Genomic DNA, 21,263 nt, shown 5'->3' with positions numbered 1-21,263 from the left:
GCTGGTCGGAGCGCCGCGGTGTGACGCGCCCCCCGGAGGATGCCCCCCGATGGGGGTGCGTCCGCGGCCCGGGCCTCGTACCGTTCCGGTGCGGCTGCCCCTCAGCCGTCCCCGGACCGGGGCCGCTGGTAGCGCGGGAGGCGTCGCCTTCCGTACGGGAGCGTGCATGGAGTCCACCGCCCGTCGTCCTCCGGCCGAGGCGGGGACCACCGTCGGGGTGGAGGAGGAGTTCCACCTCGTCGACCCCGAGACCTTCGCGCTCGTGCCCAGCCCCGGGCTGGCGGCCGCTGCGGTGCGGCACGAGCTCGGTGAGCGGGTCCACCCGGAGATCACCACCACCCAGCTGGAGACCGCGACCGGCATCTGCCGGTCGCTGGGGGACCTCCGGGCCGAGCTGACGACGGCGCGGGCGCAGGCCCGGGCGGCGGCGGCCGATGCCGGGGTGGCGCTGCTCGCGGCGTCGACGCACCCCTTCGCCGGCTGGCGGGAGCAGGTGATCACCCCGGACCCGCGGTACGCGGCGATGGTCGACCGCTGGGCCGGGCTCGCCGTGCGGCAGGACATCGCCGGCTGCCACGTGCACGTGGGCGTCCCGGACGTGGAGACCGCGGTCGCCGTGCTGGACCGGGCCCGTCCGTACCTGCCGCTGCTGCTGGCGATGACCGGGAGCTCCCCGTTCCACGACGGCGCCGACACCGGCTACGAGAGCTACCGGACGCTGTGGTGGGGCCGGTGGCCGCACACCGGCATCCCCGAGCCGCTCGGCACCGAGGCCGGTTACCGCGAGGTGGTCGACGGGCTGGTCGCGGCGGGCGTGGTCGGCGACGCGTCGCACCTGTACTGGGACGTGCGCCCCTCCTCGCACCTGCCCACGCTGGAGTTCCGGCTGGCCGACGTCTGCACCGACCTCGACGACGTCGTCCTGCACGCGGCTCTGGTGCGCTCGCTGGTGCGGGTGCTCGCGGCCCGGGCCGCGAGCGGGGAGCCGGCTCCGCAGCCCCGCCGGGAGCTGCTGCGGGCGGCCCGCTGGCGGGCCGCGCTCGACGGCATCGGCGGACAGCTGTTCGACCCGCTGGCCGGGCACGTCGTCGACGCCAGGACGGCGGTGGAGGGGCTGCTCGCCGAGCTGTCCGACGACCTCGCCGACCGCGGGGAGGAGGACGAGGTACGGGAGCTGGTGCGGCAGCTCTTCGCCCGGGGCACCTCGGCGGTGCGGCAGCGGGCGACCTGGCGGCGGACGGGGGACCTGCGCGAGGTCGCCGCCGCGATCGTGCGGGAGGCCGACGCCGGCCCCTGACCCGCAGGGCCGGGCGCTCCGCGGGGAGCGCCCGGCGCTCTCAGGCGGATTCGCGGTTGGTGGGGTCCTCGTTCTCCGGGGAGGTGTTCTTCGGCCCGCCGGTCTTGGAGACCTCCCAGCCGTTCCCGAGCTCCTCCAGCGCCAGCCGGCCGTAGACCTGCTGCTGGGTGGCGACCCGCTCCGACCGGCCGCGGCCGAGGAAGCTGACCATCCAGTGCAGGACCGTGGTGACGCGGCTCTTGAACCCGACGATGTACATCAGGTGCACGACCAGCCACAGCACCCAGGCGATGAAGCCGCTGAACTTGAACTTCCCGATGTCGGCCACCGCGGAGAACCGCGAGATCGTCGCCATCGAGCCCTTGTCGAAGTACTTGAACGGTTCCTGCGGCTGCTTGCCGGCGATCCGCCGCTCGATGGACTTGGCCGCATAGCGGCCGCCCTGGATGGCGACCTGCGCGACGCCGGGCAGCTTGCCCAGCGCCATCATGTCGCCGACCACGTGGATCTCGGGGTGGCCGGGCAGCGTGAGGTCGGGCTGCACCGAGATGCGCCCGGCGCGGTCGACCTCGGCCCCGGTCTGCTCGCCGAGCATCCGGCCCAGGCCGCTGGCCTGCACGCCCGCGGCCCAGATCTTGGTGGCCGCCTGGATGCGACGGACCTGGCCGTCGGTGTCCTTGACCTCGAGGCCGTTGGCGTCGACGTCGGTGACCATGGCGCCGAGCTGGACCTCCACGCCGATGCCGTTGAGCTGGCGGCGGGCGCGGTCGCCGAGCTTCTCCCCGAAGGAGGGCAGGACGGCCGGTGCCGCGTCGAGCAGGATCACGCGGGCGCCGGTCGGGTTGATGTTGCGGAAGTCGCGGCGCAGGGTGCGGCGGGCCAGCTCGGCGATCTGGCCGGCCATCTCCACACCGGTCGGGCCGGCGCCGACGACGACGAAGGTCAGCAGCCGGTCGATCTCGGCGGGGTCGGTGGCGATCTCGGCGAGCTCGAACGCGCCGAAGATGCGACCACGCAGCTCCAGGGCGTCGTCGATGCTCTTCATGCCGGGTGCGAACTCGGCGAACTGGTCGTTGCCGAAGTAGGACTGGCCGGCGCCCGCGGCCACGATCAGCTCGTCGTAGGGGTGCGTCGACGCCCGGCCGAGGATCTCGGAGGTGACCGTCCGGTTCTCGACGTCGATCGAGGTGACCTCGCCGAGGACCACGCGGGCGTTCTTCTGCCGGCGCAGGATCTCGCGGGTGGCGGGGGCGATCTCACCCTCGGACAGGATGCCCGTGGCCACCTGGTAGAGCAGCGGCTGGAACAGGTGCTGGGCGGTCTTGCCGATGAGCGTGATGTCCACCGGCGCCTTGCCCAGCGCCCGGGCGGCGAAGAGGCCGCCGAACCCGGAGCCGACGATGACGACGCGCGGTCGGCCGCTGCGGGGGTCGCCGGTGGCGGGGGTCTGCGCTGGTGATGTCGTCATGATGAATCATTCTCCCACTTCGGGCGGTGCCGTCCTGGGTGCCCCCCGAGAGATGCGGGACACACTCTGCTGACTGCCGGTCGCGCACGGGCCCGCCGACCGGTACACCCGACGGGTGCCGTCCGCAGACCTCCTCGTCCACGTGCCCGGTCTGGGCCTCGACGAACGTTCATCGGCAGGATTGCGCGAGAATTTGCCGGTCACCGTCGTGACCCTCCCCGGTATGGGGCAGGCGCGGCCGATCCCGTCGCTGGACGAGCTGGCCCGCCTGCTGCTCGCCGCCCTTCCCGACGGGCCGCTGGTGCTGCTCGGTCACTCGCAGAGCTGCCAGGTCGTGGCCGCGGCGGCGACCGATCCCCGCGTGACCGCCGTCGTGCTGTGCGGACCGACCACCGACCCGCGGATGCGCCGGCTCCCCGTGCTCGCGTGGCGGTGGCTGCGGACCGCGTTCGCCGAGCCCTGGTGGCAGGTGCCGCTGATCCTGCGGCAGTGGCTGCACACCGGCCCCCGGGCGATGTCCGCGCTGTGGCGGAAGGCGTCGCCGGACCGGATCGACGTCCGGCTGGCCGCGGTCGCCGTGCCGGTGGTCGTCGTCCGCGGCACCCGGGACGCCCTGTGCCCGGCCGGTTGGGCCGCGCGGGTCGCCGCCGCGGCGCCGCGCGGGCAGCTCGTGGAGCTGCCCGGCGCGGCGCACATGATCGTGCAGACCCACCCGGCGGAGATCGCCCGGATCGTCGGTGACCTGCCGGGACGGCTCCGGTGAGCTGACGGGCCCGTCTCCCGGCGTACCCGGCCCGGGTCGACCCGCACGGCCGCCCGTGGGACCGCGCCACGGCACGGCCTGGGAGACGGTGGTGCGGCTCAACCCCCTGTTCACGCGCTGGAACGCCCCCGCTGCAGGGACCCGGTGCGAGCGGAGCGAGGGGTGAGGGGGTCGGGTCCTCCTGCTACTGGCCGTCGGTCCGGCCGCGCACCTCCGCGTAGCGCTCCCGCACGTGCGCCGCGGGGGCGGCGTCGAGCTCCTGCAGCCCCGGCTGCGCCCACTCGGGCGCGGCGTCGGCACCGGAGAGCACCCAGGCCGCCTGCCGGGCGGCCCCGTCCGCGACGTACTCGCCCGGCGGCGGCACGAGCACCGGCCGGCCGAAGATGCCGGGCGCCAGCTGCTGGACGGCGGGGGAGCGGGCCGCGCCGCCGATGAGCAGCACCCGCTCCACGGTGACCCCCTGGGCGACGACCGCCTCGATCCCGTCGGCGAGGCCGCACAGCAGCCCCTCGACCGCGGCCCGCGCCCAGTGCGCCGGCGTGGACGACCGCAGCGTCAGCCCGTGCACCGAGCCGGTCGCGTTCGGCAGGTTCGGCGTCCGCTCGCCCTCCAGGTAGGGCACCAGCACCAGCCCGTCGGCGCCCGAGGGCGCCGAGAGCGCCAGGTCCGACAGCGTCGCGTGGTCGACGCCGAGCAGCGCGGCGGCGGCGTCGAGCACCCGCGCGGCGTTCATGGTGGCGACCAGCGGCAGGTGGTTGCCGGTGGCGTCGGCGAACCCCGCGACGGTGCCGGTGACGTCGGCGACGGCGGTCGGGGTCACCGCGGAGACCACGCCGGAGGTGCCGATCGAGACGACGACGTCGCCCGGTCGCGCGGCCAGGCCGAGCGCGGCGGCGGCGTTGTCGCCGGTACCCGGGCCGAGGACCGCGCTGCCGCCGGCGAGCGTGCCGACCCGCTCGGCGGGCCCCGCCACCCGGGGGACGGCGGGACGGCGCCCGCGCATCGCCCGCTCGAGCAGGTCGAGGCGGTACTCGCCGGTGCGGGCCGACCAGTAGGCGGTGCCGCTGGCGTCGCCGCGGTCGGTGACCAGCGTGCCGAGGTCGCGGTCGGCCGACAGCCGCCAGGTCAGCCAGTCGTGCGGCAGGCAGACGGCGGCGGTGCGGTCGGCGTTGTCGGGCTCGGCGTCGGCCAGCCAGCGCAGCTTGGTCGCGGTGAAGGAGGCGACCGGGACCAGACCCACGGCGTCGGCCCAGGCCCGGCGCCCGGCGGCCTCGTCGCCGTCGCCCAGCTCGCGGATGAGCTCGGCGGCCGCCGGCGCGGAGCGGACGTCGTTCCAGAGCAGCGCGTCCCGGACCACCTCGCCGTCGGCGTCCAGGCAGACCATGCCGTGCTGCTGGCCACCGACCGCCAGCGCGGCGACGTCGTCCAGCCCGCCGGCCTCGCCGGCCGCGGCCCGGAAGGCCTCCTCCCAGGCCCGCGGCGCGACCTCGGTGCCGGCCGGGTGCGACGCCCGGCCCGAGCGCACCAGCTCCCCGGTCGCGGCGTCGCGGACGACGACCTTGCAGGCCTGCGTCGAGGTGTCGACCCCGGCGACGAGGGTCATCGGACCGGCCCCCGGCCCAGGGGGGCGGGGAGGGCGACGGAACGGGCCCGGCGGGGCCGCGGGGAGAACACGGGCGTCATGGGAAGGGGACCTTAGGCCGCCGCGCGCCGCTCCGCCGAGCGAGGGGGGAGGGGGGCCGTCTTGACCGACCGGACCCGCACCCTTAATTTGTTTGCTGATCCGACAAATCTCGTCGGCCGCCGCGTCGAGGAGGTGTGATGTCCGAGGAACCCCCGCTCTACGACGGATCGTCCGAACGTCGCGCGCCCGCCGACCAGGCGACCGTGCGACGGAACAACCTCGGTCTCGTCCTGCGCCACCTGCGCGACCACGGCCCGCGCTCCCGCGCCCGCATCGCCCAGGAGACCGGCCTGAACAAGGCCACGGTCTCCAGCCTCGTCGCCGAGCTGGGCGAGCGGCGCCTGGTCAGCGCCGGCGAGGTGGACCGCGCCGGGTCGGTGGGCCGGCCGGGCCTGATCGTGCACCTCGACGGCCGCTGCGTGTGCGGGATCGGCGTCGAGCTGAACGTCGACTACGCCGCCGTGCTCGTGCTGGACCTGCGCGGCGAGGTCCTGTTCGAGCACCGGCTCGCCCTGGACATCCCCTCGCTGGGCGCCGAGGAGACCCTCGACGCCGTCGCCGGGCTCGTCCGGGAGGCGGTCGAGGCGGCCGCGGGGCTCGGCGCGCGCCCGGCGGGTCTCACCGTGGCCGTCGCCGGTCTCGTCCGCAGCGTCGACGGGGTGGTCACCCTGGCCCCCAACATCGGCTGGCGCGACGTCGCCGTGCTCGACGGTCTCCGCTCGCGGCTGGACGTCGAGTTCCCGATCCGGGTGGAGAACGACGCGAACCTCTCGGCCATCGCCGAGTGGGCCATGGGCAGCGAGGCCCGGACCCCCGACCTGGTCTACCTGACCGGTGAGGTCGGTGTCGGCGGTGGCGTGATCGTGGCCGGCCGGCTGCTCCGCGGGGCCGGCGGGCTCTCCGGCGAGGTGGGGCACACCTCGCTGGGCGACCCGGACGTCGTCTGCGGCTGCGGGCGGCGCGGGTGCTGGGAGACCGTCGTCGGCCTGGCCGCGCTGCTGCGCGCCGCCGCCGACCCCGGCGACCCCGTCCGGGACCCGGGCCGGGACCTGGAGACCCGGCTGGCCGAGGTGGCCCGTCGCGCCGAGGCCGGCGACGACCGGACGCTGCAGGCGCTGCGGCAGGTCGGCACGTCGCTGGGCACCGGGGCGGCGGTGCTGATCAACGTGTTCAACCCCCGGGTGGTCCTGCTCGGCGGCTACTTCGCCGTGCTCGGCCGGTACCTCATGGAGCCGGTGCTGGCGGAGCTGGAGTCCCGCGTCCTGGGACCCGGCATGGCCGGTGCGCGGGTGGTGCTCTCCACCCTGGGCTTCACCGCCGCCGTCCGGGGTGGCGCGCACGTCGCGCTGGAGTCGGTCTTCGACGACCCGACGCTGGCGCCTGCGCCGCTGCACGAGCCGGCCGCGGCGGCGCTGCGATGAGCGCACCCTCCTCCGGCCCGTGGCCGCCCGCTCCCGGGCCGGCCCGCCACCCCACGTCCTCCCGCCAGGTCGCCGACCTGGTGAACCGATCGATCCGGACGGAGATCCACCCATGACCGACCGCTTCACCCCCTCCAAGGACGACAAGTTCAGCTTCGGTCTCTGGACCGTGGGCTGGCAGGGCGTCGACGTCTTCGGCGGCCCCGTCCGCCCGGTGCTCGACCCGGTCGAGTCCGTGCACCGGCTCGCCGAGCTGGGCGCGGCCGCCGTGACCTTCCACGACGACGACCTGGTGCCCGACGACGCCACCCGCGACGCCACCCTCGAGCGCTTCAAGAAGGCGCTGGCCGAGACCGGCATGGGCGTGGAGATGGCCACCACCAACCTCTTCGGCGCCCCGGTGTTCAAGGACGGTGGCTTCACCGCCAACGACCGCGCCGTCCGCCGGTACGCGATCGCCAAGGTGCTGCGCAACATCGACCTGGCCGCCGAGCTGGGCGCCAGGACCTACGTCCTGTGGGGCGGGCGCGAGGGTGCGGAGTCCGGGGGCAGCAAGGACGTCTCCGCCGCGCTCGACCGCTACAAGGAGGGCCTCGACGTCCTCTGCGCCTACGTGCGCGACAAGGGCTACGACATGCGCTTCGCCCTGGAGCCCAAGCCCAACGAGCCGCGCGGCGACATCCTGCTGCCGACGATCGGGCACGCGATCGCCTTCATCAACGAGCTCGAGGAGCCGACCCGTGTCGGCCTCAACCCCGAGGTCGGGCACGAGGAGATGGCCGGGCTGAACTTCGCCCAGGGCATCGCCCAGGCGCTGTGGCACGACAAGCTCTTCCACGTCGACCTCAACGGCCAGCACGGCCCGCGCTTCGACCAGGACCTGCGCTTCGGCGCGGGCAACCTGCGCGGTGCGTTCTGGACCGTGGACACCCTGCTGGGCGCCGGCTCCGGCAAGGCCTACGACGGCTACCTGCACTTCGACTACAAGCCGCCGCGGACCGAGGACATCGAGGGCGTCTGGGAGACCGCGCGCGCCTGCATGCGCAACTACCTGATCCTCAAGGAGAAGGCGCAGGCGTTCCGGGCCGACCCGGAGGTCGCCGAGGCCCTGGAGGCCGCGCGCGTCGCCGAGCTCGCCGTCCCGACCCTCGCCGAGGGGGAGAGCCTCGACGCCCTGCGCAACGAGGCCCACGACCCGGAGACCCTGGGGGCGCGCGGCCTGCAGTTCGAGCGGCTCGACCAGCTGGCGATGGAGCACCTGCTCGGCGTCCGCTGACCTGTTCCGCCCCGGACGGGCGGGCACCCGGGACCTCCCGGGTGCCCGCCCGTCCGTCGTCCGGGAGCGGTCAGGCCCGTCGCCGGGCGGCCACCACGGTCAGCACGGCGAGGACGACGGCGGCGCCGGCCTCGACCCAGAACGTCTCCCACCACAGCGGGGCGGCGGTGGTCTCCACGAAGCCGAACAGCCCGACGGTGGTCGACAGCAGCAGGGCGGCCAGCGTGCCGGCGGCGGCGAGCGCGCCCAGTGCGGCGGCCCAGACGAGCAGCCGGCGCGGCACCACCAGCAGCAGGACCGCCAGGATGAAGCCGGCGACGGCGTTCAGCATGAACGCCGGGCCTATCACGTCGATGGTCCGGTAGCCGTCGAACCACAGGTCCAGGTGCAGCCAGCCCATCGCGGCGAGCAGCACCGCGCCGAGGATGCGCAGCCCCCAGGTGAGCCCGGTCGCCGACCGGGCCGGAGCCGCCGTGGTCATCAGGTCACCTCGATGGTGATCTCCATGCCCATGGAGCGGTGGGCGCCGACGCTGCAGTAGAAGACGTACGTGCCGGGCTCCAGGTCGACCGCCAGCGTCTCCGTTCCGCCGGGGCTGAGGATCTCCGTGGCCGCGACGTCCTCGCCGTCCCGCTCGACCACCAGGTCGTGGCTGGCGCCGCCGGCGTTGACGACCTCGATCTCGTAGCTGCCGGCGGAGAGCTGGTCCTCGTCCACGGAGATGCTGAAGTCCTCCTCCGTGGCGGTGATCGTCTGCACGGCGCTCTCCGAGCCCGACGGCGCGGCCGGCTCCGGTGCGCTGGACGACGACGGGCTCGACGACGAGTTCTCCGCGGGCGCCGGAGCGGCGGACCCGTCGTCGGTGCCCATGCCGCAGGCGGCGGTGACCGCCAGCGAGCCGGTCAGGAGGAGCGCCGAGGCGGCGCGGCGCACGGCTGCGGACGTGCGCGGACGGGAGCTGGGGGAGCGGGACATGGGCCCTCCTCGGATCGGCGGTGCGCGCGCTGGAGTGCGCGCGGCGCCCGCACGTCCCGGGCCTGGGTCGTGCTGCCCGTGACGTCAGGTGTTCGTGCGCCGCGGTCGCTCCGGATGTGTTCCGGGCCACCCGAACCGGCGGAGGCACCAGTCGCCGACGGTGCCGAGGACCTCGGCGTCGACGGGGGAGCGCAGCTCCTTCCGGTAGGCGCTCAGCGACGCCGGGCCGGGCTGCCGGCGGAGGGTGTGCGTGAGGTCGGGGACGAGGTGGGTCTCCACCGGGCCGGGCGCCGTGGCGGCCAGGACGGCCAGGTCGTCCGGCTTCACCTGCAGGTCCTTGGCGCCGGTGACCGCCAGGATCGGGACCGCGACCCGGTGGAGGTCCTGCCGGGGGTCGTGCGCCATGAACTCCCGCGTCCACCGGGCATTGAGCCTGGCGCCGCCGATCCGGGCGACGTCGGTGGTCGTGGCCCGGATCCGCTCGTGGTTGGCCGCCACCTTCTTCTCCAGGTCGAGGCGGAGCAGCCGGAGCAGGAAGCGGACCGGTGCGGGCAGCGTCGGGGCGATCTGCCGGGCCTGCCAGCGCAGCAGCTCCTCGCCCGGGGTCGCGCTCATGGCCAGCAGCACGAGACCGGCGACCGGCGCTCCCCGGGCGGCGAGCGCGGTGGCGAGGATCGCGCCCTCGCTGTGGCCGGCCAGGACCACGCGGTCGCCGTCGACCTCGCGGCGGCTCTGCAGCAGGTCCAGCGCGGCGGCCAGGTCGTCGACGTTGTCGTGCAGCCCGGCGGCACGCCAGTCGCCCGGGCTCCCGCCGACCCCGCGCTTGTCGTAGCGGAGCGAGGCGATGCCGGCCTCGGCCAGCGCGCAGGCCAGCTGGCGGGTGATGTCGAACCGTGCCCGGCGGTGGTTGGAGTCGCGGTCGAGCGGCCCGGAACCCGACGCCAGCAGGACGGCGGGGGCGGGCAGTGGTGCGTCGGGGAGCGTCAGCGTGGCGGCCAGCAGCGCCGGCCCGGACACCTGGACGGGGACGTCGCGCATCTCAGCGGGCCGCGGAGAGGGTCGCCGCGACGGCGGCGGCGTCGTCGGCACCGACGAGCAGCGCGTCGAACGGCTGCCCCTCGAGCCGGATCCGGACGGCGGGTTGCCCCCTGCGGACGCTGACCATCGTGCGCTCGCCGCGGCGCCGCCACGTGCCGATCTTGCGGATGCCGGGCAGCGCGAGCCCGGGAGCCCGGATGCCGCGGGTGGCCCGCAGGCCGTCGGGCAGCACCTCGACCTCGCGCACGGAGTCCAGCGGCACGTCCACGTCGCGCAGCAGGAGGCCCGCGATCCGCTCGCCGAGGGTCAGCCGGACGCGGAGGCGGGAGTCGGTCAGTTGCAGCGTGGCCATGCCCTCACTATTCTCACGGCTCGGAACGTTGTCAATCGTGAGAACGGTGAGTCGCGTGAACTCGGTCGACCTGCTCCTGCACCCGGTGCGCCTGCGGGTGGTGCAGGCGTTCCTCGGCGACCGGACGCTCACCACCGCGGCGCTGCGGGCCGAACTGCCCGACGTCCCCGCGGCCACGCTGTACCGGCACGTAGGCGTGCTCGCCGGGGCCGGCGTGCTCGCCGTCGTGGGGGAGCGCAGGGTGCGCGGGGCGGCCGAGCGCAGCTACCGGCTGGTACTGGAGGCCACGAGCGTGTCGGCCGAGGACCTGGCGGCCATGACGGCCGACGACCACCGCCGGGCGTTCACCACGTTCGTCGCCGCACTGCTGGCCGACTTCGACCGGTACGTCGACCGGGGCGACGTCGGGGGCGAGGGCGTCGACCTGTCCCGCGACGGGGTCGGGTACCGGCAGGTGGGGCTGTGGCTGACCGACGAGGAGTTCACGGAACTGGCGGGGGAGCTGCGGGCCGCCCTGCAGGCGCGGCTGGCCAACCGGCCCGGCGACGAGCGCCGGCGCCGGCTGGTCAGCGTGGTGCACCTGCCCGGGCAGGAGGGTCCGGAGGCGGTCAGGCGCTGAGGCGCTTGCGGGCCTTGGCGGCCTTCTTGTTCGCCTTGTCGAGCACCTTCGCCGCCTTGCGCACCTGGCGCGGCTGGCGGTCGATCGTGCCCCGCACGAGCAGGCCGATGCCGATGCCGAGCAGCCAGCTGTCCTTGGCGATCGACAGCCCCTGCTCGGTGGGAGCCAGGCTGCCCGGCTTCCGCATGCCCGGCGTCTTGAGGTAGAGGCCGAGCAGGCCGCCGGAGAACGCGGTGAGCGCGGCCCCGGCCACGGCGGTCGGCACGAAGGGGGTCAGCAGGGCGGCGCCGACGGCGATCTCGGCCGTGGACAGCATGTTCGTGAACTGCTGCGGCGCCATGCTGCCGAGGAACGGGTAGGTGCCGGCGGCGAAGCCCTGCATGCCGGCGGCGGTCTCCTCGTCGGCGCCTCGCTTGCCGAGGCCGCTGTTGACGATGAAGGCCCCCGCGGAGATGCGGGGTGCGATCTCGGACAGGGTGATGGGCAGCCCCATGAGGGAACCTTTCTGGTCGACGGTGCTGGTCCAGAGCTCAACCAGCCGTGTGCGACCTGTGCCCTCGTCCGCGTGCACCCAACCGTGGGAGGCGGGTGCTGCACCGTCTCGCGTCACCGTGGGTGAGAGTGGCGGCGTGCCACTATGACGGCGTGGCCTCCACCTCTGCATCGGCCGGCGTGCTGCTGCGTCATGTGCGGACCGGCCGCGCCCGGAGCCGCGCCGACCTGGTCGCCCTGACCGGGGCCTCTCGCAACACGGTCAGCGCGCGGGTGGACCAGCTGATCGCTGCCAACCTGCTCGAGGAGGGCGGCCGGGGGTGGAGCACCGGTGGCCGCCCGCCGACGCTGCTGCGGTTCAACAGCGGGGCCGGCTGCGTGATCGCCGTCGACCTGGGCGTCACCAGCGTCGACGTCGCCGTCACCGACCTGTCCGCGCAGATCCTGGGCACCGTCGGTCATCCCATCGACATCGCCGACGGGCCGGCCCGGGTGCTGGCCGAGGTCGACCGGCTGGCCCAGCAGGTGCTGGCCGAGGTCGGCCACACGGCGGCCGACGTGTGCGCGGTCGGCGTCGGCGTGCCCGGGCCGGTCGAGTTCTCGACCGGCCGGCCGTCGCACCCGCCGATCATGCCGGGCTGGCACGACCACCCGATCCCGAGCGCCTTCGGCCGCTACGACTGCCCCGTCTACGTCGACAACGACGTGAACGTCATGGCCCTGGGCGAGATCGGCGTCGCCGGCTCGGTGCAGGACGTGCTGGTCGTCAAGGTGGGCACCGGCATCGGCTGCGGGGTGATCGTTGACGGGCGGGTCTACCGCGGCGCCCAGGGCAGCGCCGGCGACATCGGGCACATCTACGTCGCCCAGCCCGACGGGCGCACCGTCACCTGCCGGTGCGGGCAGGAGAACTGCCTGGAGGCCATCGCCGGTGGCGGGGCGCTGCTGCGCGACGCCGTCGCCGCGGGGTTGCCGGTCGAGACCGTCCGCGAGGTCGTGCGGCTCGCCGCCCAGGGTGACGGCGTGGCGCTGGAGCTGGTGCGCGGGGCGGGCCGCACGATCGGCACGGTGCTCGCCGCGCTGGTCAACTTCTTCAACCCGCACCGCATCGTCATGACCGGCGGCGTCGCGCAGGCCGGCGTCCCGCTCCTGGCCGGCATCCGCGAGGCCGTCTACCGGCGGTCCATGCCGCTGGCCGCCCGGGCGCTGGAGATCACCGTGAGCGAGGCCCCGGACCTCTCCGGCCGGGTCGGCGCCGCCCTCATGGCCATCGAGGAGTTCCTGGACGAGGACTCGGTCCAGGCCCTGGCGCGCTGACCTCGCGACCCTCGCCGATCGCACCGCTGCTACGAGCCGTCCCTCCGCTGCGGCGAGCGCGTCCGTCGTGCCTGAGCGGGACCCTCCCGGCCCCACTCGGCGCGACGCCCCGCACAACGCCCCGCGCTCGGCCCGCGTGCTGAGCAGCAGGGCTCTGTCGTCGCCGGCAGGGCCCTCGTTCCCCGCACTCGGGCCCGGCCGCTGACCCGCCGAGGGCGGTCGTCGGCGGCCGACGTGGCCGGCTGCGGGTCTCGGTTCGGTAACTCCGGCCGAACTCCTTGACCCTCGTGTGACCCGCCCCATATGTTGCTGCCTCAACGGACTAATGATCAGCGTTGAGCAAAAGTCTCGAGGTGGCGACGTGGCCGGTGCAGCAGGCGATGGGGGCGGCCCCGGCAGCGGGGTGCCGCTGCTGGAGATGCACGGGATCGTCAAGACGTTCCCCGGGGTGCGCGCCCTCGACGGCGTGGACCTCGACGTGCGCGCCGGTGAGGTGCACTGCCTGCTCGGCCAGAACGGCGCCGGCAAGTCGACGCTGATCAAGGTGCTCGCCGGTGCCCACCAGCCCGACGGCGGCCGGATCGAGTGGCGGGGCGAGCCCGTCTCGCTGACCAACCCGCAGGCGGCGATGAGGCACGGGATCGCCACGATCTACCAGGAGCTCGACCTGGTCGCCGGCCTCACGGTGGCCGACAACATCTTCCTCGGGCGCGAGCGCTCGCGCTTCGGTCTGGCCCGTCCGGCGCCTGCGAACGAGGCAGCCGGGAAGCTGCTGGCCCGGCTCGGCCACCCGGAGATCCGCCCCACCGCCGAGGTGGGCTCGCTGCCCGCGGCCGCGCAGCAGATGGTCAGCATCGCCCGGGCGCTCTCCCAGGACGCGAAGCTGATCGTCATGGACGAGCCCTCGGCCGTCCTCGACAACGAAGAGGTCCAGCACCTCTTCGAGGTCGTCCGCGACCTGACCCGCGACGGCGTCGCGGTCGTCTACATCTCCCACCGGCTGGAGGAGATCCGTCAGGTGGGTGACCGGATCACCGTGCTCAAGGACGGGCGCACCGTGGCCACCGGGCTGCCGGTGCAGGACACCTCCACGCGCCAGGTGATCGAGCTGATGACCGGCCGGGACATCGAGTACGTCTTCCCCGACCGCCGGCCGGTCGCCGCCGCCGAACCGCTCCTCTCGGTCCGCGACCTGGGCCTGCGCGGCACCTTCCGCGCGGTGTCCTTCGACGTCCGGCCTGGCGAGGTGGTCGGCCTCGCCGGACTCGTCGGGTCGGGGCGGTCGGAGATCCTCGAGACGATCTACGGCGCGCGCCGGGCGACCGGCGGCACCGTCACCGTGCGGGGGAAGCGGTTGCGCCCGGGCGGCGTGGCCGCCGCCGTGTCCGCGGGGGTGGGCCTGGCCCCGGAGGAGCGCAAGAGCCAGGCGCTGCTGCTCGGCGACGCCGTCTACCGCAACATCAGCATCGCCAGCCTGGCGCGCTTCGCCCGCGGCGGCTTCCTCTCCGGCAGCAGCGAGAGGGAGGCCGCCCGCGAGCAGGTCGGAGCCCTCGACGTCCGACCGGGCGACGTCGACCGCGAGGTGCGGACGCTCTCGGGCGGCAACCAGCAGAAGGTCGTGCTCGCCCGCTGGCTGCTGCGCGACTGCCGGGTCCTGCTGCTCGACGAACCCACCCGCGGGGTCGACGTCGGGGCCCGCTCGGAGATCTACGCCCTGATCCGCGACCTGGCCGACCGCGGCGTCGCCGTCGTCGTGGTCTCCAGCGAGATCCCGGAGGTCCTCGGCCTCGCCGACCGGGTCCTGGTGATCTCCGACGGATCCGTCGTCGCCGAGCAACCGGCCGACGCGCTCGACGAGCACGCCGTGCTCGACCTCGTCATGGAGGGAACGGTCGGCCCGCGTCACCGCGGCGACCGGCAGCAGCCCACCGCACAGCAGCACGAAGGGGACGTGGCATGACCGGCAGCACCGCGACGACCGGGGGAGCGGGCGCGCCCGCTCCGGCGAAGGACCGCGCGCCGGAGGGCGCGAACGGCAAGGGGCCCGGCTTCATGGCCGGACCGGCCGGGCGTCTCCTGGGCCTGGTCGTGGCCCTGGGTCTCCTCTGCATCGTCGGGGCCGTCACCGCCCCCGACCGCTTCGTCGACATCGACAACGTCCTCACGATCCTGCGGCTGGCCGCCGTCGTCGGCGTGGTCAGCATCGGCATGACGTTCGTGATCATCGGCGGCGGCATCGACCTGTCGGTGGGCGCGCTGGTCGCCCTGTCGTCGATCTGGGCGACCACGCTGGCCACCCAGCAGATGGCCGAGGACTTCCACTGGATCGTCATGGTGTTCACCGCGATCGCGGTGGGCGCCGGCGCGGGACTGATCAACGGCATCGTCATCGCCTACGGGCGGCTGGTGGCCTTCATCGCCACCCTCGCCATGCTCGTCTCCGCCCGCGGCCTGGCCGAGATCATCGCCAACCGCCGCACCCAGATCGTGCAGGACCGCGACTTCCGCGAGTTCTTCGGCGGCGACGTCCTCGGCGTCCCGGGGCTGGTGATCATCTGGGCGCTGGTGTCGGTCGGCGGCTGGATCCTGCTGAACCGCACCACCTTCGGCCGGCACACCTTCGCCGTCGGCGGCAACGCCGAGGCCGCCCGCCTGGCCGGCATCCGGGTGCAGTGGCACACGCTCAAGCTCTACGTGCTCTCCGGCATCACCTGCGGCATCGCCGCGGTGATGCTCATGGCGCGGACGACGACCGGCAGCTCGACCCACGGCACGTTGATGGAGCTCCAGGCGATCGCCGCCGTCGTCATCGGCGGCACCCTGCTCGTCGGTGGCCGGGGCACGATCGTCGGCACCGTCCTGGGCGTGCTGATCCTCATCACGCTCGGCAACGTCTTCGTGCTCAACAACCTGTCCAGCTCGGCCCAGGCCGTCGCCCAGGGCCTGATCATCGTGCTCGCCGTCCTGCTGCAGACGCGGCTCGCCGAGGGGCGCGGAGGCGGCGCCGGCTGGCTGTCCCGCCTGCGCACCGGCCGGGGCGAGTCGTCGTCCGGCGGACCCGTCGCCGGAGGCACGCCGGCGGGCGCGGTGTCCGGTGGCACGAGCGTGCCCGGCGCCCCCGGCGGCGACCGGCCCGGCACCGGCACCACCCACTGACCGATCCACCCGTCCAACCATCCGCCGGCGACCCGCCGGAGAAGGCAATCCGAGGAGAGAGATCCATGTCTGCAGCGAGGCAGCGCCCCTACCGTCGCCTGATGTCCACCGCGGTCGCCCTGGCCGGCGCCGGCGTGCTCGTCGCCGGCTGCACGAGCAACGAGCCGGAGAACTCCGGTTCCGGCGACGGGGACTCCGTCGCCAGCTCGAACGACGAGACCGGCGAGACCGTCCGGATCGGTTTCTCGGCCCCGGCCGCCGACCACGGCTGGATGGCCGGCATCACCGAGGCCGCACGGGCCGAGGCGGAGAAGTACGAGGACGTCGACCTGATCGTCGCCGAGGGCACGAACGACGTCAGCACGCAGATCAGCCAGGTCGAGACCTTCATCAACGAGGGTGTCGACGCGATCGTGCTGCTGCCCTTCGACGGGGCCGCGATGACCCCGGTCGCGTTGCAGGCGATGGAGGCCGGCATCCCGGTCATCAACGTCGACCGCGAGTTCAGCAGCCCCTTCGCCGCCCGCGCCACGATCCTCGGCGACAACTACGGGATGGGCGTCTCCGCCGGCACCTACATCTGCCAGGAGGTCGGCGACAACGCCGACGCCGTCGTCGCCGAGATCGCCGGCATCGACTCGCTGCCCCTGACGCAGGAGCGCAGCCAGGGCTTCGCCGACGCGCTCGCCGACTGCGGTCTCGACGTCGACAACCGCGTCGCGGCGGACTTCACCGTCGAGGGCGGCGAGGAGGCCGCGGCCAACCTGCTGCAGGCCGCCCCGCAGATCGACGCGCTGTGGAACCACGACGACGACCAGGGCGTCGGCGTCCTGGCCGCGATCGACAACGCCGGCCGCGACGAGTTCGTCATGGTCGGTGGCGCCGGATCGGCGAACGCCATGCGCGAGATCCAGGAGGGGGACTCCGTCCTCCAGGCGACCGTCATCTACCCGCACACCCAGGCCGCCGACGGCATCGCGCTCGCCCGCCTGGTCGCGCAGAGCAAGTCGCTGTCGGACCTGGTCTCTCCGGTGGTGCCGCGGGAGATCGTGCTCAACGCCCCCGTCGTCACGAGCGAGAACGTCGAGGAGTTCATCGACCGCGCGTTCGAGTCCTGATCCGTCTCCGGCGCAGCAGGGGAGCGCTTCCGCTTCCCTGCTGCGCCACCCCCGCACCGGAGTTGCAGATGACCCCCACCCTCGGCATCGGGCTGATCGGCTACGCCTTCATGGGCGCCGCGCACTCGCACGCCTGGCGCACCGCCCCCCACTTCTTCGACCTCCCGCTGCACCCGGAGCTGACCGTGCTGGCCGGCCGGGACCCCGCCAAGGTCGCCGAGGCCGCCGGCAAGCTGGGCTGGGCAAGCACGGAGACCGACTGGCGGCGGGTGATCGAGCGCGACGACGTCCACCTCGTCGACGTCTGCACGCCCGGCAACACCCACGCCGAGATCGCGATCGCCGCGCTCGAGGCCGGCAAGCACGTGCTCTGCGAGAAGCCCCTGGCCAACAGCGTCGCCGAGGCCGAGGCGATGGCCGAGGCGGCGGCGAAGGCCGCGGCCGCCGGCGTCCGGTCGATGGTCGGCTTCACCTACCGGCGGGTGCCGGCCATCGCGCTGGCCCGCCGGCTGGTCTCCGAGGGCAGGCTGGGGCAGATCCGGCACGTCCGGGCCCAGTACCTGCAGGACTGGATCGCCGACCCGAAGGCCCCCATGTCCTGGCGGCTGGAGAAGGACAAGGCCGGCTCCGGGGCGCTGGGGGACATCGGCGCGCACATCGTCGACCTGACCCAGCACATCACCGGCCAGGCGCTCACCGGCGTGAGCGCCACCCTGGAGACGTTCGTCGAGGAGCGGCCGCTGCCCGCGGCGGCCGGCTCGCTGTCCGGCGTGGGCGGCGAGGGGACCGGCACCGTCACCGTCGACGACGCCGCCGTCTTCCTCGGCCGGTTCAGCGGCGGCGCCCTGGGCGTCTTCGAGGCCACCCGGTTCGCACTCGGCCGCAAGAACGGCATCCGGATCGAGATCAACGGCTCGACCGGCAGCCTGGCCTTCGACTTCGAGGACATGAACGTCCTGGAGTTCTTCGACGGCACCGAGCCGGCCGAGACCGCTGGTTTCCGCCGGATCATCGTCACCGAGCCCGGTCACCCCTACGTCGGCGCCTGGTGGCCGGCCGGCCACGGGCTGGGCTACGAGCACGGCTTCACCCACCAGGTGGTCGACCTCGTCACCGCGATCGCGGCGGGGGAGGACCCGGCGCCGTCGTTCGCCGACGGGCTGCAGGTCCAGCGCGTGCTCGACGCCGTCGAGCGCAGCGCCGCCGACCGCTCCACCTGGACCGAGATCCCGTCATGACCCGAGAGGACTTCTGATGCCCCGTCCCGTCACCCTCTTCACCGGCCAGTGGGCCGACCTGCCGTTCGAGGAGGTGGCCCGGCTCGCCTCCGGGTGGGGCTACGACGGCCTGGAGATCGCCTGCTGGGGCGACCACCTCGACGTCGAGCGCGCCGCGAACGACGACTCCTACGTCGCCGAGCGCAAGGCGCTGCTGGAGAAGTACGGCCTGCAGGTGTTCGCGATCTCCAACCACCTCAACGGCCAGGCCGTCTGCGACGACCCGATCGACGAGCGGCACCGGGGCATGGTGCACCCGCGCGTCTGGGGCGACGGCGATCCCGAGGGCGTCCGGCAGCGCGCGGCCGAGGAGATGAAGCTGACCGCGCGGGCCGCGGCGAAGCTGGGCGTGGAGACCGTCGTCGGGTTCACCGGCTCCAAGATCTGGAAGACCGTGGCCATGTTCCCGCCGGTGCCCGAGTCGATGATCGAGGACGGCTACCGCGACTTCGCCGACCGGTGGAACCCGATCCTCGACGTCTTCGACGAGGTCGGCGTGCGGTTCGCCCACGAGGTGCACCCGTCGGAGATCGCCTACGACTACTGGACGACGGTGCGCACGATGGAGGCCATCGGCCACCGGGAGGCGTTCGGGCTCAACTGGGACCCGTCGCACTTCGTCTGGCAGGACCTGGACCCGGTGAGCTTCATCTGGGACTTCAGGGACCGGATCTACCACGTCGACTGCAAGGACGCGAAGAAGCAGGTGGGCAACGGCCGCAACGGCCGGATGGGCTCGCACCTGCCGTGGGCCGACCCGCGGCGCGGCTGGGACTTCGTCTCCACCGGGCACGGCGACGTCCCGTGGGAGGCGTGCTTCCGGATGCTCAACACCATCGGCTACGACGGGCCGATCTCGGTGGAGTGGGAGGACGCCGGCATGGACCGCCTGGTCGGCGCGCCCGAGGCGCTGGAGTTCGTCCGCCGGCTGGCGTTCGACCCGCCGGCGGCCGCGTTCGACGCGGCCTTCGCCAGCGGGAACTAGCCGAGTGTCGGCCTGTCGTCGTCTCCGGGGAATCCGGGACGACGACAGGCCGACAGTCGAGAGGTCAGCGACCGCCGCGGCGCGAGCGGGCGCTGAAGGAGGCGGCCGACGACGAGCCGGCGCGGGCGGCGAGCTCGGCGCGGGTGCGTGCCGGCCCGGATGCCCGACCTGCGCCACCGGACTTGCCGGCGCCGCCGGAGCTGCGGCCACCCGACGTCGACGCGCCGCCGGAGGAGCCGCGACCCGAGCCGCCGCCACCGCTGCGACGGCGACCGCCGCCACCGCCCTGGGGCTGGGCCTCGACGACCGGAGCCGGCTCGACGTGGGGCGCGGCCGGGCCGACCAGCGCGGTGATCTCCCGGGCGCCGGGCTTGATCGCCGACACCTCCGGGGTGATCCCCGCCTGGCGGGCCAGCGTGCGGACCTCGCCGGCCTGGTCGGGCGTGGCGATGGTGACGACGGCGCCCTCGGCACCGGCGCGGGCGGTGCGGCCCGAGCGGTGCAGGTAGGCCTTGTGCTCGGCCGGCGGGTCGACGTGCACCACGATCGCGACGTCGTCGACGTGGATGCCGCGGGCGGCGATGTCGGTCGCGCACAGCACGCGGGTCTCGCCGCTGGTGAACGCCTCGAGGTTGCGCTCGCGGGCGTTCTGGCTGAGGTTGCCGTGCAGGTCGACGGCGGGCACGCCGGCGGCGGTGAGCTGCTTGGCCAGCTTCTTGGCCTGGTGCTTGGTCCGGGTGAACAGCACGCTGCGGCCGAGGCCGGAGGCCAGCTCCTGGACGATCCGGGCCTTGTCGGTGGCGTCGACGCGGAACACGTGGTGGGTCATCGTCGAGACCGGCGCGACGGCCGGGTCCACCGAGTGCGTGACCGGGTTGCTGAGGTACCGCTTGACGAGGACGTCGACACCGTTGTCCAGCGTCGCCGAGAACAGCATCCGCTGACCGACCTTGGGCGTGCGGTCCATGATCCGCTTCACGCCGGGCAGGAAGCCGAGGTCGGCCATGTGGTCGGCCTCGTCGAGGATGGTCACCTCGATGGCGCCGAGGTCGCAGTGGCCCTGCTGGATGAGGTCCTCGAGCCGGCCGGGGCAGGCGATGACGACGTCCAGGCCGCCGGCGAGCGCCGACACCTGCGGGTTCTGGCCGACGCCGCCGAAGACCGTCGCGGTCTTCATGCCCAGCGCCCGGGCCATCGGGTCGACGACCGCGGCCACCTGGTTGGCCAGCTCGCGGGTCGGCACCAGGATCAGCGCGCGCGGGCGCTTGGCCTGGCGCTTGGTGGTCGAGGCCGCGAGGCGGGCGACCAGCGGGATGCTGAAGGCGAGGGTCTTGCCCGAGCCGGTTCGGCCGCGGCCGAGCACGTCACGGCCGGCGAGGCTGTCGGGCAGCGTCGCGACCTGGATCGGGAACGGCGCGCTGATGCCGCTGGCAGTGAGCACCTCGACCAGGGGAGCCGGGACACCGAGCGCGGCGAAGGTGGTGTCGGTGGGGAGGACGGTGGCGTCCGCCCCGACCGGGACGACGACGGGCGTCGGTGCGGCGACCGGACGGTCCTGGGTCTGGACCTGCTGCTCGCCGGCCGGGCGGGAGCCGCGGCCGCGTCCACCGCGGCGGCGGCGGGGGCCCGAGGTGGTGGGGGAGTCGCCGGTGGCGGCGGAGGAGTTGTTCGGAGAGGTCACGGGGATCCTTCGGCGTTCGCGTGGCCGAACGAGCACCGCAGTCGAGCGAGCGCCGGCGCGTCTGCACGGGGGCAGGGCGGGCTCGCATCGTCGGCGAGACGTCGGTCAGCCGGGCGCACCAAGGTGGCGCAGCCGCAGCCCGACGTCGATTCCTGCCGCTCCGGATGAGCGAGGGCGGCGCCGGTACGTAGTACTCAACCAGACGCGGCGGCGGTCTGGTCCGATCTGCGGGGAGTGTCAGGTCACATCGGGTGATGCGTCGCGCTCCCTAGGTGTACTGACCACGGACGTTGGTGACGGCGGACGGCGTGGGTCGATGACATGAGGAAGACCTCCGAGTGAGG

Annotated in this window: 19 protein-coding genes; 11 read left to right on the top strand and 8 right to left on the bottom strand. The window is 74.2% G+C overall.

Going from position 1 to position 21,263, the window contains the following annotated elements; genetic code table 11:
- Positions 1 to 166: 166 nt before the first annotated feature.
- The gene (locus GCU60_RS13300) at positions 167 to 1,297 is read left to right on the top strand and encodes a carboxylate-amine ligase (RefSeq protein WP_163205990.1); all 1,131 of its coding nucleotides are present in this window, start codon (positions 167 to 169) and stop codon (positions 1,295 to 1,297) included.
- A gap of 40 nt (positions 1,298 to 1,337) precedes the next feature.
- Here the strand turns inward: GCU60_RS13300 and GCU60_RS13295 are convergent, their stop codons facing one another.
- Positions 1,338 to 2,765: an NAD(P)/FAD-dependent oxidoreductase gene (locus GCU60_RS13295; RefSeq protein WP_163205988.1), complete on the bottom strand. Its 1,428-nt coding sequence runs from the start codon at positions 2,763 to 2,765 to the stop codon at positions 1,338 to 1,340.
- Between the two features lie 115 nt (positions 2,766 to 2,880).
- Between GCU60_RS13295 and GCU60_RS13290 the strand changes: the two genes are divergently transcribed.
- Positions 2,881 to 3,528 carry an alpha/beta fold hydrolase gene (locus GCU60_RS13290; protein WP_163205986.1) on the top strand — a complete coding sequence of 216 codons (648 nt, stop codon included), beginning with the start codon at positions 2,881 to 2,883 and terminating at the stop codon, positions 3,526 to 3,528.
- Between the two features lie 184 nt (positions 3,529 to 3,712).
- Here the strand turns inward: GCU60_RS13290 and GCU60_RS13285 are convergent, their stop codons facing one another.
- Positions 3,713 to 5,131, bottom strand: a complete 1,419-nt coding sequence (locus GCU60_RS13285) for a xylulokinase (protein ID WP_163205984.1) — start codon at positions 5,129 to 5,131, stop codon at positions 3,713 to 3,715.
- A 218-nt stretch (positions 5,132 to 5,349) separates the two neighbouring features.
- On the opposite strand from GCU60_RS13285, the gene GCU60_RS13280 reads away from it, so the two are divergent.
- Both GCU60_RS13280 and xylA read left to right on the top strand, forming a co-directional pair.
- Complete coding sequence (locus tag GCU60_RS13280; protein WP_163205982.1) at positions 5,350 to 6,633, top strand: ROK family transcriptional regulator; 1,284 nt, start codon at positions 5,350 to 5,352, stop codon at positions 6,631 to 6,633.
- A 112-nt stretch (positions 6,634 to 6,745) separates the two neighbouring features.
- Entirely contained in the window at positions 6,746 to 7,909 is a 1,164-nt protein-coding gene (gene xylA / locus GCU60_RS13275) for a xylose isomerase (RefSeq protein WP_163205980.1), read from the top strand.
- Between the two features lie 70 nt (positions 7,910 to 7,979).
- Here xylA and GCU60_RS13270 read toward each other — a convergent pair whose 3' ends face one another.
- From GCU60_RS13270 to GCU60_RS13255, 4 genes are all read right to left on the bottom strand, one after another.
- A complete protein-coding gene (locus tag GCU60_RS13270) occupies positions 7,980 to 8,390 on the bottom strand; it encodes a hypothetical protein (protein ID WP_163205978.1) in 411 nt (136 codons plus the stop codon).
- Positions 8,390 to 8,884, bottom strand: coding sequence for a cupredoxin domain-containing protein (locus GCU60_RS13265; RefSeq protein ID WP_163205976.1), 495 nt, complete (start codon positions 8,882 to 8,884; stop codon positions 8,390 to 8,392). Before GCU60_RS13265 ends, GCU60_RS13270 begins: the two co-directional genes overlap by 1 nt.
- A gap of 84 nt (positions 8,885 to 8,968) precedes the next feature.
- Positions 8,969 to 9,922 (bottom strand): alpha/beta hydrolase family protein, encoded by a 954-nt coding sequence (locus GCU60_RS13260; RefSeq protein ID WP_163205974.1) that lies wholly within the window; start codon positions 9,920 to 9,922, stop codon positions 8,969 to 8,971.
- A gap of 1 nt (position 9,923) precedes the next feature.
- A complete protein-coding gene (locus tag GCU60_RS13255) occupies positions 9,924 to 10,274 on the bottom strand; it encodes a hypothetical protein (protein WP_163205972.1) in 351 nt (116 codons plus the stop codon).
- Between the two features lie 55 nt (positions 10,275 to 10,329).
- On the opposite strand from GCU60_RS13255, the gene GCU60_RS13250 reads away from it, so the two are divergent.
- Positions 10,330 to 10,893 carry a helix-turn-helix domain-containing protein gene (locus tag GCU60_RS13250; RefSeq protein ID WP_163205970.1) on the top strand — a complete coding sequence of 188 codons (564 nt, stop codon included), beginning with the start codon at positions 10,330 to 10,332 and terminating at the stop codon, positions 10,891 to 10,893.
- On the opposite strand, the gene GCU60_RS13245 is transcribed toward GCU60_RS13250, so the two are convergent.
- On the bottom strand, positions 10,883 to 11,386 hold the full coding sequence (locus GCU60_RS13245) for a hypothetical protein (protein WP_163205968.1): 504 nt from the start codon (positions 11,384 to 11,386) through the stop codon (positions 10,883 to 10,885). The two genes, GCU60_RS13250 and GCU60_RS13245, sit on opposite strands and share 11 nt — an antisense overlap.
- 152 nt (positions 11,387 to 11,538) lie before the next feature.
- On the opposite strand from GCU60_RS13245, the gene GCU60_RS13240 reads away from it, so the two are divergent.
- The 6 genes from GCU60_RS13240 to GCU60_RS13215 all read left to right on the top strand — a co-directional run bounded on the left by GCU60_RS13240 (position 11,539) and on the right by GCU60_RS13215 (position 19,238).
- Positions 11,539 to 12,702: an ROK family protein gene (locus GCU60_RS13240; RefSeq protein WP_163205966.1), complete on the top strand. Its 1,164-nt coding sequence runs from the start codon at positions 11,539 to 11,541 to the stop codon at positions 12,700 to 12,702.
- A gap of 361 nt (positions 12,703 to 13,063) precedes the next feature.
- Positions 13,064 to 14,662 (top strand): sugar ABC transporter ATP-binding protein, encoded by a 1,599-nt coding sequence (locus GCU60_RS13235; RefSeq protein WP_345770582.1) that lies wholly within the window; start codon positions 13,064 to 13,066, stop codon positions 14,660 to 14,662.
- A complete protein-coding gene (locus GCU60_RS13230; RefSeq protein ID WP_163205964.1) occupies positions 14,659 to 15,858 on the top strand; it encodes an ABC transporter permease in 1,200 nt (399 codons plus the stop codon). Before GCU60_RS13235 ends, GCU60_RS13230 begins: the two co-directional genes overlap by 4 nt.
- 101 nt (positions 15,859 to 15,959) lie before the next feature.
- The gene (locus tag GCU60_RS13225; protein ID WP_239521159.1) at positions 15,960 to 16,976 is read left to right on the top strand and encodes a substrate-binding domain-containing protein; all 1,017 of its coding nucleotides are present in this window, start codon (positions 15,960 to 15,962) and stop codon (positions 16,974 to 16,976) included.
- 68 nt (positions 16,977 to 17,044) lie between these two features.
- Positions 17,045 to 18,214 carry a Gfo/Idh/MocA family protein gene (locus GCU60_RS13220; RefSeq protein ID WP_163205960.1) on the top strand — a complete coding sequence of 390 codons (1,170 nt, stop codon included), beginning with the start codon at positions 17,045 to 17,047 and terminating at the stop codon, positions 18,212 to 18,214.
- 16 nt (positions 18,215 to 18,230) lie between these two features.
- Positions 18,231 to 19,238, top strand: coding sequence for a sugar phosphate isomerase/epimerase family protein (locus tag GCU60_RS13215; protein WP_163205958.1), 1,008 nt, complete (start codon positions 18,231 to 18,233; stop codon positions 19,236 to 19,238).
- Positions 19,239 to 19,302: 64 nt separating this feature from the next.
- Here GCU60_RS13215 and GCU60_RS13210 read toward each other — a convergent pair whose 3' ends face one another.
- Complete coding sequence (locus GCU60_RS13210; protein ID WP_345770581.1) at positions 19,303 to 20,919, bottom strand: DEAD/DEAH box helicase; 1,617 nt, start codon at positions 20,917 to 20,919, stop codon at positions 19,303 to 19,305.
- Positions 20,920 to 21,263: the final 344 nt, after the last annotated feature.

The organism is Blastococcus saxobsidens (assembly GCF_010682065.1).
Lineage (GTDB): Bacteria > Actinomycetota > Actinomycetes > Mycobacteriales > Geodermatophilaceae > Blastococcus > Blastococcus saxobsidens_B.
Note: the sequence above shows the minus strand (reverse complement) of the source record. Positions and strands in the feature narration are given on the sequence as shown.